Genomic DNA, 14526 nt, shown 5'->3' with positions numbered 1-14526 from the left:
GCTACTTCTCGACCAGGATTTTGCGGCTGGCCACGCCGACCTGACCCCTGAAGCTGGAGATATTCACCGTCAGGACATGCTCGCCGGGCGGAAACTGCGTCAGTTCCCAGGTCCAGTTCAGCGGCAGATAACCGCGCTCGGCCTCGGCAAAGAACTGGCTGTCGACGAACAGCAGGACCTCGAACTGGTCCCCCAGCAGCCGGGGCTTGTCCTCCGCCGCGACCTCGATGCGCACAGCGACCGTGCGTTTCGCCGTCGGCACCGCATCCGGGGCCGGGAAGTCCGGGAAGCTCAGCATGACGTCCGGCGCCCGCGCCCAGGCGGGCGGCACCAGCGACTCCGGGCGGAAGCGCTGCGTGGCGTCTGCGGCGGGCGGACGCTCCGGCTTGACGGGGCGGTCCTTACCGCGGCCGAGCTTGTAGGCACGGTAGGTCTCGGCGGCATTGCCATACGCGATTACAGTGGCCTCCGGCAGGGTGGCGTAGGTGACCAAGGCGCTCAAGTCCTTGTGGCCGCGCAGCTTGACGATCTGGTCCAGGTCGAAGCCGTCCCACTGCTCCGTGACCGAGCCGGCCGGCCGGGGCTTCCAGTCGACCAGGGTCCGGTACATGGGACCGTTGTGGACACCCAGCCGGATCAACACACGGGCCGGCGCCGGCAGCCGGTAACCGACGGCACCCGAGTCACCGAAGGTCAGGTCCGTGAGGTCGGCAACCTCGCCGCCGGAGAAGGTCGTCGGGTCGTAGACGGCCCCCGCGGCGGTCTCGATCACGAAGGTATAGGCCTCATCGGGAACCGCCTTGCCGCTGTCGTCACGGCCGTCCCAGGTCACCCGCTGATCGCTCCCGTCGGGCCCGGCCGGGACCGGCAGGGTGCGGATCAGGCCGCCGTCGGGGTCATAGACCTGAATCCGCGCATCGGCCGGTTGCTCCAGGCGAAACCCCAGGGTCACGGACTCCCCGGCGCCGGGGTTGAACGAGCCCTTATCGACTTGCACGGCCGTGACCGGCTGCGCCGCGCCATGGGCGGTGCCGACAAGCATGGCAGCCAGCAGCACCAAACGGGTGAGCAACGCGGTGGGTATGGTAGAGATTGGCATGACTCAATCCGAGGCAAGGGCGAGCTTCTCGCGAAGCAGGGTTTCCAACTCGGGCGAGACCGGGACCCGCTCCGAGTAGATGCGCAGCACATAAAGGACATTACCCGATTCGATGGCGTACCAAAAGCCCCGATAGGCACCGTCCTGGGTGAAGACCCGCAACTCGCTGCGTTCCCCCAGCCGACCCGCGCGTTCCTCGGTGGCGTAGCCGCGGCGACGGGCATCCCCTGCCGCTTGGGCGCGCAGACCGGCCCAGAGTCCGGGGGCGCCGTCGCTCTTCTGGATCAGGTTGAACAACTCGACCGCGCAGCCGGAGCGGCTCGTCAGGGTGAAGACCCGCGCGCCCGGTATCCCCGGCGCCGACAGGTCTTTGAACTGCCCGAGTCCGGCGGCGACGGTGCAGCCCAATTCGGCCAGGTCGGGTTCGGTGAAGAAGGCCCGGGTCTCGCGCTCGCCCGCCGGGCGCGCCGCCGACTCCGCCCGCACCTGACCAGCCATCCGCTCGCCCAACTGTCGCGCCTCGTCCGCGGACAGCGGCACGCGCGGCAGCGAATCGGCGGTGGTCGTGACCCGCGCGGCCCGGTCGCGCTCGTCTACATCGCCGACCCGGCGCAACACCCCCCGATCGATAGACCCATAGCGCAGGGCGTCGCGCCGATCGTCGAAACGGGCCTGGTAACTGAACCCATTCGCCGTCCGCTGGATTTCCCGGCGCACCGGATAGCCGAGTTCCGGCCAGTGCTCCACCCAGGAGCCCCGGTCACCGTTCAACTGCACCTCGCTCGCCTGCGCCTTGGAGACCACAGATTCGCCGCTCGTCATCGTCAGGCGGCTCACCAATATCCCGTCGGGAAAGATGGTGAGTTCGGCATCGCGAACCCCCAACCCCTGGAGATCGACGACGGCACCGCTGGGAAAGGTCAGGCTGGACTCGTCGTAGACGTAGCGCCCGGCCAAGGCATCCAGGTCCGCCGCACGGGCGAGCGCCGGCAGGAGCCAGATCAGCCCGATGACCCATAGCCGCGCAATGGTATTGCAGTTGACACGCCTAAATTTCGACAACGCCCACCCCCTCATTCAGGTTGAGACGTAGCCGTTCAGAGACCCAGCATTGGAGCCGGCAGCGGAGCGGCGGCGCGACCGGCGCGGCGCTCAGCGATCACGCCGGCCAGATAGGACCACGGCACATGGCCGCGCTGGCGACAGGTTTCAATCACGCTGGCGAGCAGGGTGAAGGTGCGCGACCCGGCATCACAACGCGTGCCCATCATGATCCGCCGCGCGATTACCCAATGGCGCAGCGCCCGCTCGGCGGCGTTGTTGGTGAGCGGCCACTGGGGATTCTCCAGCACCCGAAAGATGGCGTCCCAGTCGTTCCACAACTCGACGGCCAAGGCGCGCGTCTTGACGTGCCGGTGCCCGAGCAGCTGCACGCAGGCCGCATGCAACTCGGCCAGCAACTTGGCGTGGATGTGCGGCAGCTCGGCCGGCGGCCCCGCGCGCGCCGCATGGATGGCGCCAATCAGGGTGTCGAAAGTGGTTTGGACTTGGTGCCCAAAGGCTTGCCCCTCGCGATCGAAACTCTCGATCAACCCCTGCGCCTTGCGCGTGAGGTGTGCCCAACAGCGCAGCCGTTGCGGCAGGTGGCGATACGCCTGCCAGCCGTCGCTCATCAGCCAGCCGGCGAAGCCCGGCAGGAGGCGATCAAGCACCTCACGCCCGCGCTTGGCCACCACGAACAAGGTGACGGTGGCACTGGTGAACACCCACAGCCACAGCAAGTCGGCGCCTTGCGGCCAGGAGGTTTCATCGGCGTGCAGCAGGTCGCTGGCCACCACCGCCGCGATCAATTCTTGTTCCAGCGGGAGCGCCGCGGCGGCGGCCTCGCGTAGGGTGCGATCCAGGGTGCCGACGCTCAGGCTCAACCCCAGCCAGTCGTGCAGAAACTCCCGTATCCGTCGGTACGACATCCGAAAGCGCAGATGCAGCGCCACGATCAGGGTCGCCAGCCCCGCCCCGACCACCCGCCATTCGCTCAAGGCCACCGGATCTAACGTTGAGTCATCCACCAGACCTTCGCCGGGACGCGCGCGCGTGTGATGACCGCAGCCGCACAGACTGTCATAAAAACGATGGTCGGTGACCCGCAGGTGCAGGCCCGGTTGCGCGGGATCACCCCACACCAGATCGACCGACTGGAAGCCGGCGTAGGCGACACTGGGCGCGTCTCCCGCCAGCGCTTGGGCGCAGGCCGCACAGGCGCTGGGACGGTGGTGGAGCGTCTCCTGCGCCTTGAACACCTGGGTGCGCCCGCAGCCTGGCGCGCCGGGTTGCTTGCCGGCGTTGCGTTTAGGCTTCTCGGTCGCGCGCCCAGCGCGCGCTGGCGCGGGCGTCTCGGGGGTGCCGGGCGAATCTTCCGGGGGCGTGCTCGCCTCGTCCGGCGACTCGTCGTCCTGCCTCGCCGTGAGCGCGTCGGCGTCCGCCGCCTCGATCGCCTCCGCGTCCCCCGCCGACGGGCGCTCCCAGGGCGCACGGCTGCTGGGCGGACGAGAACTGTTGGTCGGATTCTGCCGCAACCGCTCGCGCGCTTCCTTCAGATCCTCCAACAGCCGCAGCGACAGACCACGCAACGCACCCTCGTCCAGGGTCTGGACATAGGCTTCGTCAAGCTGGTCAAGGCTGTGGTCGCTCAGGTGCATCGGTCAGTGGCGCGGTATCATCGGGCAACGTAGGGGGACATCCTGATCGGGCTGGAGGCAGCGGTCAAGGGGTCTCTGAACGGCTACGTTGAGACTTGACATACTGCTCGAACAAATCGCTGAGCCCCGCCCTGCCGGACGCTTGAGCAATATCCATCGGTGATTCTCCGAAATCGTTTCGTATTCCGACGTTTGCGCCAGCCTTCAGTAACACCTCAGCCGCGCCGAAATTATCCTGCCCTGCCGCCTCGTGAAGGGGCGAGTTGCCGAGTTCACCCACCGCATTCACGTCGGCCCCTGATGCAAGAAGGACCTGAACCTCGGCCAGAACGCCTCTTGCCGCAGCCACATGCAGCGGCGTATCTCCGAAATTGCCGATTGTTTTCACGTCAAGCGCTGGGACCTCCACGAACTCCGGGAGATCACCATAGAGTTCCAACAATTTACCAAGTTCAGTCTCCGCCATTTCACACATTTGCCTTTCCTGGTTCCATCTGCCCCCTCGGTCCAAGCATTTGTCAATTTCCCAATACCGGCAGCAGGATGGAAGCGGGAACATCACTATCGCTACGGCGAGTCTCGACATCTTTCGTTATGGAATGGGGGGAACTGATACAGTAATACGGCTCCGATTCCCCATTGGCTGATTACCCGACACGCCGGAGGCGCGTTAAGGCGGCAAGCGCCTCCACTCGTACCGCCGACGAAGGGTGCCGACTTAGCTTATCAAGCTGATCCAAACACTCGACCCGAACGCCGGTATCCGAAGTCCTTTTCGCTAACCAGTCAAAGCCGTGCGTAACCAAGGCGAACGTCTCCTCGGTCCTGGCCCTCTCCTTGACAAGGATGATCGCTTCAATCGATCTCCTGTCTTTCCAGATTTCTGCGATAATCTCCACTGCAAGAAAGGCAGCAATAGCATCGCGGGCGCAGGGAACATAGGCGACGATCGCGGACCCGAGCTTATCCCTCTGCGAATCGGTCAACAGGTTGAGATTGTACTCGAAGACTCTCATCAAGAGAAGGCCGTCCGACATTTTTGCGTAAGCCTCGCTTTGAATGATCCGCGTCAGTTGGTTCAGCAATTCGTTCGTGAATGCGCCGTTGTCGAAGACAGCCGACCCCAGCCCTTCGCTCAAACGGCGAAGCTGCTGCTTATCATCAGCCCGCACGGCCGCCTCCAATTGGAGAAGCAGCCTTCTTTCTTGGCCCAATTAACACTCCCAGCGGAAGTTCAGATTTTGCCCGACATTATCAGCAAGGCCGCACTCGACTCTGGTCAGAACTTACGTTTCTCGGCCGCACGAACAAGGTCACCCACGGTAAAGGGCTTGAGGCCCTGCGTTGTCTTGGTTAGGCGCCACAACCAGGAAAATGGGTTGAAGCCCGCCTCGGGGCCAAAATATTCAGCGCAGTCGAAATCACCAGCATCGACGTCGAAAGCCTGCGAGAACCTCTCAAGCAACTCCACGGCGTCATCTCCATCAATCCCAAGATCCTTTTTCAGATCGGAGTCTGAAGCGAACCGTCTAACGCCCACTTCATTACGCAAGAAATCGAAGACGGCGCATGCGATTGGCCCCATTGGCCGATGCTCACTCATTTCCGTCAACACCGCATTGAATCTGCTAACTCAATAATCAGTCGTAACGCCTCTGCAGAAATAGACTTTTCTTCTTCGGTTACAATATCGACAAGGGTTTCTAAGGCTAAGCCATATTCACCGACATCGACGAAGTCTCGCACTTCTTGTGCTTCCGACCAGGACAACGCGGATGACAACAGGCTCAGCAATAGCGTCAGCGAGCCTTCTATGGCTGCAAGATCATTACCCATCTCGGGTTCCTTGGCACGTTGACTGGGAAGCCTGAGACAATGTCCCCATCGGATTCTTGGATGACCCCAATGTCAAAACCATCACGAGTACCCTCGGTAATTGTTCGCCCCTCGCGCCGAGCGTGAGCAACGCCTTGCTGACTTCGCTCTAGTTGCAGCGTCGCCGGGTCAAGCAGCGTCGGGCCTGGACTCTCTGCAAATCCACGCGAGAGTCTCGAAAAAAGCCATTGCTTCATGTGCAGCCTGTCGTAGCATTTCGATCTGCAATTGATCGAAAACCGGGTTGTATACTTCTCCAACAGGGGTGATTGCGGGAAGGTTGTTGCCGTAAAAAAGTCTCTTATATACCACGCTTACCCGTCTGAGTCGAACCACGCCCTTTCCAGATCAAGCGTTCTGGCGAAATCATCAAAAAAATTCCAGGCATTGAGCAGAATGGCACACTGATCCACCGTTAGCTTCCGGGCGGGCGTCAACGCGCTGATCTCTTGGCAGAAGCGATTCAGATTCAGAGTCCCCAGTTCCTCCCAAGCTACAATCAAAGCATGAGCCGACGCAAAGTCCCGCAAACGTCGCAGGGAATCCATGGCGATAATCTTGCCTGGCTCGTCTCCCGCGATAAAACGATCAGCCTCATTTTCACGATCCTCCCAAAGCATGAACCATTGATTGCTGCCAAGGATAACCTCATAAGCGTAGACCATAGGCAATACTCTTAACGACTTGACAGACCCTCATTTCAATCGTTCCAGGTCGAAATATTTTTCGAATCAGGGATTTGCCCCTGCTCTGGCCTTGAACATCGTTCCGGCTGGCCGCGGACGGTCCGCACAGCGGACCCTACGGTAACACCGTGACCTGTAGGGTCCGCTGTGCGGACCGGCGACCGTGCAGATCGCGCGGTGGCCGTTTTGTGGGCTGATCACCGGTCGCCGTATATGAGACCGTAACTCTATCGTCTGCAATCCAAGAAACCACTACATGTGATTATCCGTCTATCGCTTTCGTGGCTTCGTCAGTCGTCGAAATATCTCACAGAAACAATAATATCGTCCTTCAGCCTGAAGGCCAAATCGCCCACAAGGATTTCATCCCCTTCTCGCTTCACAAGCAATTCATCTAGTGCAGCCTTGTCAAAGCTCGCCAGAATCTTATCGCTCCGCTGACCGAGAAAGCCCTTGTTCAACATCAGTAGCGCCACTGAGACACGCCTCTTCAGAGCCTCTTGCTCCATTCGAGAACCATCGAGACTGATTGCTGAATCCATTAACAGTACAGCAAGTATTGCGTTAAGAAAGATAGACGCCGAGAGGAGGAGCTTCAATATCATTTCCGACCGGGTGCGGCCTTGACATGATGTGCCTTTGAGGAGTATTTCGTAACCTTCTGTGACTAGACGAGAAGGTGCAGTCGTGGCGAAGGTAGTCAGGATCTCGGGTGACGAGGTGACGGTCGAGGTAACGGTGCGGCTCAGCGGTAGCCTGCTGGACATGGAAGGAGCCATCCAGGAGGCCACCAACGCGGTGGGGCGCTGCGCCACCGAGGAGGCGCTGCAGCGTTTCGACACCGACGGCAGTGCGATCCGTGTCGGCGCGATCAAGCTGACCGCGCGCGGGCGCGATCCGAAGGAGTACCAGACGCCTTACGGGCCGGTCGAGGTCGAGCGTTATGTCTACCAAAGCTCGCGCGGCGGGCGGATCTACTGTCCGCTCGAGCACCAGGCGCGGATCGTGCGCGGGGCGACCCCCCGATTCGCCAGTCAACTCAGCCACAAGTATGCGCAGCTCAACGTGCGCGCGGTGCAGACTGACCTTGAGCAGAACCACGGTCGGACGATCGCTACCTCGTATATTCAAAATGTTGCGGAGTGGGTAGGCACCATCGCCACGGCCAAAGAGGAGGACTGGGAGTACGCGATGCCGGCGCTTGAGACGCCCATCGCGACCGTCGTGGTCAGCCTCGACGGCGCCATGATCCCCATGGCCGACAGTGCGGGCTGGCGCGAAGCCATGGTCGGAACCCTCTCGCTTTACGACGGCGAGGGCGAGCGCCAGCACACCATCTACCTCGCTGCGGCACCCGAGTACGGCAAGCAGGAGTTCCGGCAACGCATGGAGCGCGAGATCCAACGCGTCAAGCGGCACCTCCCCGAGGCACTGTACCTGGGCATCGCCGACGGGGCGGCAAGCAACTGGCGGTTCCTCGAGCAACACACCGACCGCCAGTTGATCGATTTTTTCCATGCAACGGAATACGTGGGCAAAATCGCCCAAGCGACCCATCCGCAGCGCCACGCCGAGGGCCCGCGCGCGCAGTGGCAGAGCGCGCACTGCACGACGCTCAAGCACGACCCCGCCGCCCTTGACCTGCTCATCGGCGAGGCCGCGCGCCTGTCGCAGCGGCACACCCTCTCGCAGACGCTGCGCGACGACGTTCTCAGCGCTTGGACCTACTTCACCAACCATCGCCATCAAATGGACTACCCGGGCTTCGTCGCCGCGGGACTGCCGATCGGATCGGGCGTCACCGAGGCCGCCTGCAAGACCTTGGTCAAGCAACGGCTATGTGCCTCCGGGATGCGCTGGAAGAACAAAGGGGCCAAGATTGTGCTCAGCCTACGCGCACTGACGCAGACCACCGGACGATGGGCACAGTTCTGGCAGAAGATCGACCAGTTTGGGGCTGAGTGCTACGGTTAGGCACATTATTCGGAGGCCGCACCCTTTCCGACCTGCCTCCAAAGCCTCACGAGCGAAAGTTTTGCAATGGTCTTGGTTTATTGGGCTCCAGCTATATGGGTCCCGCTTCTGGAATAGATGTCTGACCCTGAGGTATCACTATGGTATCACCACGAACGCGAACAAGAAATCAGCGGGTTAGCAAAATTCCTGTGGGTTCTGGGGCACCGCTAGCCGCTTGATGTCTTTGGCCTTTACGCATGTAACTGATCTAAAGCGATATTTCGTGGGGATACCTCAGGGTCTGACCACTATGCCTCGACCCCTGTTCCTCTGATCCTAAGCATGTTATCACCAATTAGAGTCAATTATTCGGTTCGCATCGGGTTCTCAACCAAGTCTGCCCTGGCCGCTGCCGCTCTGCTTCCCAGTTTGGTTCCAGGTCACTGAGATCTTGAATAGTTGGATCGGTGTCGAATAGGTGTCCGATACCCACCACACGATAGGACGAAGCATCATCTTCGTGTTCACTGCCACAGAGAAAACACCAGTCTCCGTCTGGCCTGGACACCAATGTCACTGGCTGCGACCCATCGAAAACATGGGTGCATACGTAAACTTTTTGGTGGGGGTCGAACTGAATCATCGGTCGTGGTTTTCGGTACCGCTTCTTGCCTGCAGCAGAATCAAAGCCGTGGGCATTCACCCACTAAGACTTCTGGGGCTCAACACCTTCGAGGTCGGCCCTACCCGTTACCTGTACACCTCGCCTGCTCCAGTCAATACTTGCGTAAACGTAACCTGCGCGAATATTAATGAAGAGTGCATCGATTTCATGATAATTGCGGTCCCTGAGATAAACCTTGAGGAACTTGGTGTTCCGGACTCCGAAGCCAACGTCCTCATTCTGCGAAAACCGCAATTCCAGTTGATGCGTCCAGTTTTCCGTCCCGGAACCCTCGGTTCTTGGGAAGTACGCAAATTGCTGGTACGTCCACTTACCAACGCAATTGTCTGCGCAGCCACCTGTGGACAGCACGCATAGGAAAACCCCTAGACTAAGCCAAACTAGGCGCACCTTCGACCGGGACCACAGGGACGTAGCGGGCTGCCCCTATTCCTGCACCCCAATTCCAAAAAAATGCTTGTCATCTGCCATTGGGCGGCTTTGGGTTTGGTATCAAGCTTAGATCAGCGATCACCGCAGCACCGCCTCGCCACCAACTCAGATCGAACGGCTTGGTGGGATCGTAGCGACCATTGGGAACACACGTGACTGCAGAACCAAGAATTCCTTTGCTGAGTAGTATTGCCAGGGAATCGCCCGCGAGGCGAGGATGTGCTACCGCAAATTTGTATGTTTGGGCGCCCACCTGAACAGGTGGTGCGAACTCTAGCAGCAGCGACCGGGAGTCCGAATCAATCAGTCGAATTACCGCAACAGCGGGTATGTCAAAGATGTCTCCCGCTCGTACATAGACCTGATATCCAATGAGTGGAGTAACGTTCATATCTCGTCAACCTTGATGACCCGCACGGGTACATTGCCGGTCGCAGCCCGCTCCATGCCACCGCCTGGCATATTGAATGCCGGCTCAACCTTCGACGGGGCCGTCAGGGTGTTCTTGGGAAACGTCATTGGGAGAAATGGGGATCTGACCTCTATTCCCTCTGCTATTCCGCCCCTACAAATCTGCCCTAGGCGTCATCGCCGATCTCCGTCTGTTGAAATGTTCGCCCAATACCGTCCACCACCAACTTTATCACTTCGGCTGCTGTGTGCGCAGAGAAATCCCATCCAGAAAAAAAGTCATCTACAACCCAAAGTTCGTGATGCGCAACCCCGCCGGGAAGTCCCGATGCATGTGCACCAAGCACCTTAACCTCAAAGCAATCCTGCCTGTAGATCCTAGCGGAATACGCGTTAGAAGCGCCCGATCTCAGAACATCGACATGAAACACGATGCGCTCTTGCTCTGGGCCAACTTGCACCTCGACATAAAGTTGCTCTACGACTGTAAAAATGTCTAGTCTGTCGTTATTGGACATAATTTCCCCTACGACTTGCTGCAACTACATTGGCAATGGCGTGCATAACATCCGGGCGGAGCAGATTGCGTGGCCGCACGTTTGGCTTCCACACAGGCTTCTGGCTGGTTACGTCCGCGGGCACTACCGGTAACTCTTGGTGGACATTTTGCACAGGGATTAATCTGCTGGACATTGCAGCTTGCGGAGCAAGACCATCTACCAGATCGGGCATTTGCCATCGCGTTCGCTACAGCATTAACGATATCTTCGATTGCGCTTCCGGCGACGGCTCCTCCTACAGTTCCGATGATACCGCCAATCCCCGCACCTTCCATGGCCCCGACTGCACCCCCGCCAACCGTCCCAACACCTGGAGCGACGAGCGTTCCGCCGACAGCGCCTCCACCGCCACCGATCACGCCACCGACAACCGTGCCGGCCACTCCACCAATGACTCCACCTACGATAGCGCCTGTCTCACCCAAGCCATACATATCCCTGTAGCGTAATGGGCTTCCATACGCATAGAGGTAGGTACTGACCCCGCCGTCCAGCCCGATCGGATCGGACTGCACATAGCGCCCGATGGCCGGGTCGTAGTCGCGGAAGTAGTTGTAGTGCCGTCCGGTCTCGGAGTCGTAGAACTGGCCGGGGAACCGCAAATTGAAGACGAACGCGATACCGTTACCGTCCGGGTCCTGGTGCGGCGCCGCCGCGCCGAATGGGTCGCTGGTCCAGCGCCAGACCACGGCGCGGGTTTGGTCAGTGACCAGCCGCGGCGTGCCCAGATGGTCCGTGTGGATATAGTAGCGACTGCCGCCGCGGACCGTGGCGACCGGCACGCTACCGAGGTAGACGATCTCCTCGACGGCAGCGCCGGTGGTGCCGCTGTAGACCCCGAACAGTTGACCATCGGGGCCGTAGACGAAGTGGCTGGTCTGCCCGCCGACCGTCTTGGCAACCCGTTGTCCCTCGGCGTTGTAAGTGTAAGTGGCGAGGGTCGCCCCGCCTTGCTTGACCTCAGCCAAGCGGTTGGCCTGATTGTAGACGTAGGTGAAGCGGCTGTCTTGGATCAGGTTGCCGGCCGCGTCGTAGCGATAGTCGACGGAATCGGCGCCGGTGGTCAGTTGGAGGCGGTGACTGTCAGTCGCGTAGCTGTAGAGGGTCTGGGCGGCCCCGACGGTCTTCGACAACCGGTTGCCCACCAGGTCGTAGCTGAAGGCGACGGCGCCGTAGGGTCCATCGGCATCGGTCAGGCGGTCCAAGGCGTCGTAGTCGAAGCGCTGGGTCCGGGCGGCGTCGAGGGCGTCGGTCCAGTCGGTGATGTTGTCCGCCGCGTCGTAACCGTAGGCGAGGTCCTGGACGGTGCCGACGGTGATGGCGGTCGGGCGGTAGTCGGTATCGAAGGTCTCGGTATGGGCGAGCCCCGAGCCGTCGGTCCAGGTGCTGGCGGGGCCGAAGGGCAGGTAGGCGATGTTGCTCAACACCGGCTGACCGTCGGCACTGATGCTGCGCACCCGGCCCTGCGCGTCGTAGGTGTAGGTGACGGCGAGACCGCTCGGATAGGTCAGGGTGGTCAGGCGATCGGCGCCGTTGTAGGTGTAGCCCAGCGCGTAGGTCCGGCCTTGGACGGCACGGCTTTCGGTGAGTACATTGCCGCGGGCGTCGTAGGTGAAGCGGGTCTGTCCGCTCGGGTCGTCGTAGCCGGTCAGGCGGCCGGGTCCGTTGGTGCCCTGGTCGTAGAGGTAGGTCCGATCCTCGCCGGGGGATGGGAAGTCGGTGGCGGTGCGGCGATCCGCGGCGTCATAGGCGTGGGTGACGGCGACGCCGCGGCTGTCGGTTTGGGCGACGAGGTTGCCGGCGGGGTCATACTCGGCGTTGGTGACGCCGGTATCGGGGCTGTCGAGCCGGGTCTGACGGTCCAGGGCGTCGTAGCTGTAGGCGGTGACCAGGCCCTTGGGATCGGTGACACCGGTGAGGTTGCCGACCCGGTCGTAGGCGTAGCGGGTGACGCCGGCAGCGGCATCGGTGAGTTCGGCAATGCGGTCCAACGCGTCATGGGCGCGGGTCGAGGTGCGGCCGAGCGGGTCGGCGATGGTGGTCAGGTTGCCGTTGGCGTCGTAATCGAGGTCGGTGCTTTGGCCCATGCCGGCGACCACCTGGATCGCCTGGGACAGGGCGTCGTAGGCGAGGGTCTCGGTGTAAAAGACTTGGTTGGCACTGTCCTTGCGCTCGGTGCGGGTGCGATTGCCGAGCCGGTCATAGCCGTAGGTCTCCCGCGCATTGGCGGCGTCGGTCCGGGCGCTCAGGCGATCGATCGCATCATAGGTGCGCACGAGCCGCACGCCGCTGGGGTCGGTGACCGCGGTCTGGTTGCCGGCGTTGTCGTACTCGTAGCGGTATACCGCCGAGCCGGGCAGGGTCTCGGTGGTGAGTTGATCGGCGCCGTCGTAGGCGTAGGTCGTGGTGTTGCCCGCCATATCGACGCGCGTGGCCGGGTTGCTATTGAGATCATAGGTCCGCCGCTCTACCTGGGCCAGCGCATTGGTGGTGGTGATCAGCCGGTTGCGGCTGTCATAGGCATAGGTCGTGACCGCGCCCCGCGCATCGGTGACGGCGGTGATGTTGCCGTTGGGGTCATAGGCGAAGGCGGTCTCGCCGCCCAAGGCATCGACGATCTTGGTGCGGCGGTTGAGGGTGTCGTACTCGAAGCGGGTGGCGCGGCCCTCGGCGTCGGTGATGCCGGTCAGATTGCCCACCGCGTCATAGGTCATGGTGGCGGCGTTGCCGAGCGCGTCGGTGACGCTCGCGAGGTTGCCGCCGGTATCGTAGCCATAGGCGGTGGCATTGCCGCGCGGGTCGGTGGCGGACTTGAGCCGGCCGCGTGCGTCGTAGGTCAGGACGGCCTGTCTGCCCTGGGCATCGACGATCCTGGTCAGGTTGCCGCGGCTGTCGTACTCGAAGCGGGTGACGTGGCCCGCGGCGTCCGTCTGGCTGGTCACCTGGCCATAGGTCGATTCGTAGCTGTAGGTGGTGACCTGATTGAGCGCATCGGTCTCGGTGAGCAGGTTGCCTTGGGCGTCGTAGGTGTAGGTGGTGGTATGGCCGTTACCGTCGGTGCGGCTCAGGCGGTTGTAATTGGCGTCCCAGGTCGAGCGGGCGGTACGGGCGAGCGGGTCGCGGATCTCGGTGGGCTGGCCGGTGGCATTGAAGGTATAGAGCGTCTGGAAATTGCGCGGGTTGGTGACGCGGGTCTGGGTGGCGCTCAGGTAGGTGAACTGGTCGGCGGCGCCATCGGCGAGAACCTCGCGGGTCACGCGGTCCTGGGTGTCGTAGGTGAGACTGATGGCGGTGTTGCCGCGGGCATCGACGACGGTGCTGAGGTTCCCGCCGGTATAGGTGTAGCGGGTCTCCCCGCCCGCGGGGTCGGTGGCGCGGGTCAGGTACCCGCCGGCATCGTAGGTGTAGCGAAAGACACGCCCCAGGGGATCGGCGACACTGGCGATGCGCCCGTCGGCACCCTTGGTAAAGGTCAGCGCCCGAGCGTCGGCCGCGGTGGCCGCGGCGATCAAACCGGCCGCGTCATAGGCCAGCGTCAGCGCGTTGCCGTTGCGGTCCTGGATGCGGGTGAGCCGGCCGGTGCGATCGAAGGCGTGGATCGTGCCGTCCTTGTCGCGCAGTTGGGCGTTGCCGTCCGCGGCCACGCTCAGGGTCTGATAGGTACCGGGAGCCGTCGCCCAGACCCCGTCGCCCTGGTGTTCAAAGCGTTTGCGCTTGCCGTCGCCCTGCACCACGATCGCGGTTTCGGTCGTGCCGTCCGTGACCAGGATCAGCCGCGTGGTCAGGTTGGTGTGCCAGCCCTGGCCGAAGGGACCGTCGGCGAGGTCTTGGGAGTGATAGGCACGGATCAGCGCCAGCGTCGGCCCGAAGCCGGGGACGGTGAAATCGATCGAACGCTGCACCTTGTCCCCGGCCCCGATATCCACCGGGTGGCCGGTTTCGCAGCGGTTGTCCTCGTCGGGGCAGTCAGGCTTCTGGCTGTCGTCGGGGGGATTGGGTTGAAAGGTGTCGTGCCCCTGGTCCCAGGGGAAGTGGAAGGCAACCGCGGGCGCGGCGGCCAACAGGCCCAGCACGAGCGCCGCCATCAGGTGCAGAAAAATGCCGCGGGTCCTCATGATCGGGA

12 protein-coding genes are annotated in these 14526 nt (G+C 62.0%); 1 reads left to right on the top strand and 11 read right to left on the bottom strand.

Features of this window, described 5'->3' with window-relative positions:
* Window position 1: 1 nt before the first annotated feature.
* From THSYN_RS32275 to THSYN_RS32235, 9 genes are all read right to left on the bottom strand, one after another.
* Window positions 2-1099 carry a FlgD immunoglobulin-like domain containing protein gene (locus THSYN_RS32275; protein WP_100923161.1) on the bottom strand — a complete coding sequence of 366 codons (1098 nt, stop codon included), beginning with the start codon at window positions 1097-1099 and terminating at the stop codon, window positions 2-4.
* Window positions 1100-1102: 3 nt separating this feature from the next.
* Complete coding sequence (locus THSYN_RS32270) at window positions 1103-2161, bottom strand: hypothetical protein (RefSeq protein ID WP_100923160.1); 1059 nt, start codon at window positions 2159-2161, stop codon at window positions 1103-1105.
* 35 nt (window positions 2162-2196) lie between these two features.
* Window positions 2197-3798: an IS66 family transposase gene (tnpC, locus tag THSYN_RS32265; RefSeq protein ID WP_100918781.1), complete on the bottom strand. Its 1602-nt coding sequence runs from the start codon at window positions 3796-3798 to the stop codon at window positions 2197-2199.
* Between the two features lie 64 nt (window positions 3799-3862).
* The gene (locus THSYN_RS32260) at window positions 3863-4264 is read right to left on the bottom strand and encodes an ankyrin repeat domain-containing protein (RefSeq protein WP_157818094.1); all 402 of its coding nucleotides are present in this window, start codon (window positions 4262-4264) and stop codon (window positions 3863-3865) included.
* Window positions 4265-4445: 181 nt separating this feature from the next.
* Complete coding sequence (locus THSYN_RS32255; protein WP_100923158.1) at window positions 4446-5012, bottom strand: hypothetical protein; 567 nt, start codon at window positions 5010-5012, stop codon at window positions 4446-4448.
* A 65-nt stretch (window positions 5013-5077) separates the two neighbouring features.
* Window positions 5078-5401 (bottom strand): DUF1493 family protein, encoded by a 324-nt coding sequence (locus THSYN_RS32250; protein WP_100923157.1) that lies wholly within the window; start codon window positions 5399-5401, stop codon window positions 5078-5080.
* Between the two features lie 5 nt (window positions 5402-5406).
* A complete protein-coding gene (locus THSYN_RS32245; protein ID WP_100923156.1) occupies window positions 5407-5634 on the bottom strand; it encodes a MafI family immunity protein in 228 nt (75 codons plus the stop codon).
* 353 nt (window positions 5635-5987) lie between these two features.
* Entirely contained in the window at window positions 5988-6338 is a 351-nt protein-coding gene (locus THSYN_RS32240; RefSeq protein WP_100923155.1) for a hypothetical protein, read from the bottom strand.
* Between the two features lie 311 nt (window positions 6339-6649).
* Complete coding sequence (locus tag THSYN_RS32235; RefSeq protein WP_157818093.1) at window positions 6650-6958, bottom strand: hypothetical protein; 309 nt, start codon at window positions 6956-6958, stop codon at window positions 6650-6652.
* Between the two features lie 88 nt (window positions 6959-7046).
* Between THSYN_RS32235 and THSYN_RS32230 the strand changes: the two genes are divergently transcribed.
* On the top strand, window positions 7047-8333 hold the full coding sequence (locus THSYN_RS32230; protein WP_100917720.1) for an ISKra4 family transposase: 1287 nt from the start codon (window positions 7047-7049) through the stop codon (window positions 8331-8333).
* 1677 nt (window positions 8334-10010) lie between these two features.
* Here the strand turns inward: THSYN_RS32230 and THSYN_RS34640 are convergent.
* A complete protein-coding gene (locus THSYN_RS34640; RefSeq protein WP_157818092.1) occupies window positions 10011-10361 on the bottom strand; it encodes a hypothetical protein in 351 nt (116 codons plus the stop codon).
* An 8-nt stretch (window positions 10362-10369) separates the two neighbouring features.
* Window positions 10370-14518, bottom strand: a complete 4149-nt coding sequence (locus THSYN_RS32220; protein WP_172965424.1) for an RHS repeat-associated core domain-containing protein — start codon at window positions 14516-14518, stop codon at window positions 10370-10372.
* Between the last annotated feature and the right edge of the window lie 8 nt (window positions 14519-14526).

Origin of the sequence: Candidatus Thiodictyon syntrophicum, from assembly GCF_002813775.1 — a bacterium.
Taxonomy (GTDB): Bacteria; Pseudomonadota; Gammaproteobacteria; order Chromatiales; family Chromatiaceae; genus Thiodictyon; species Thiodictyon syntrophicum.
The sequence above is the reverse complement of the archived record's forward strand: the minus strand, read 5'-3'. Positions and strand labels throughout refer to the sequence as shown.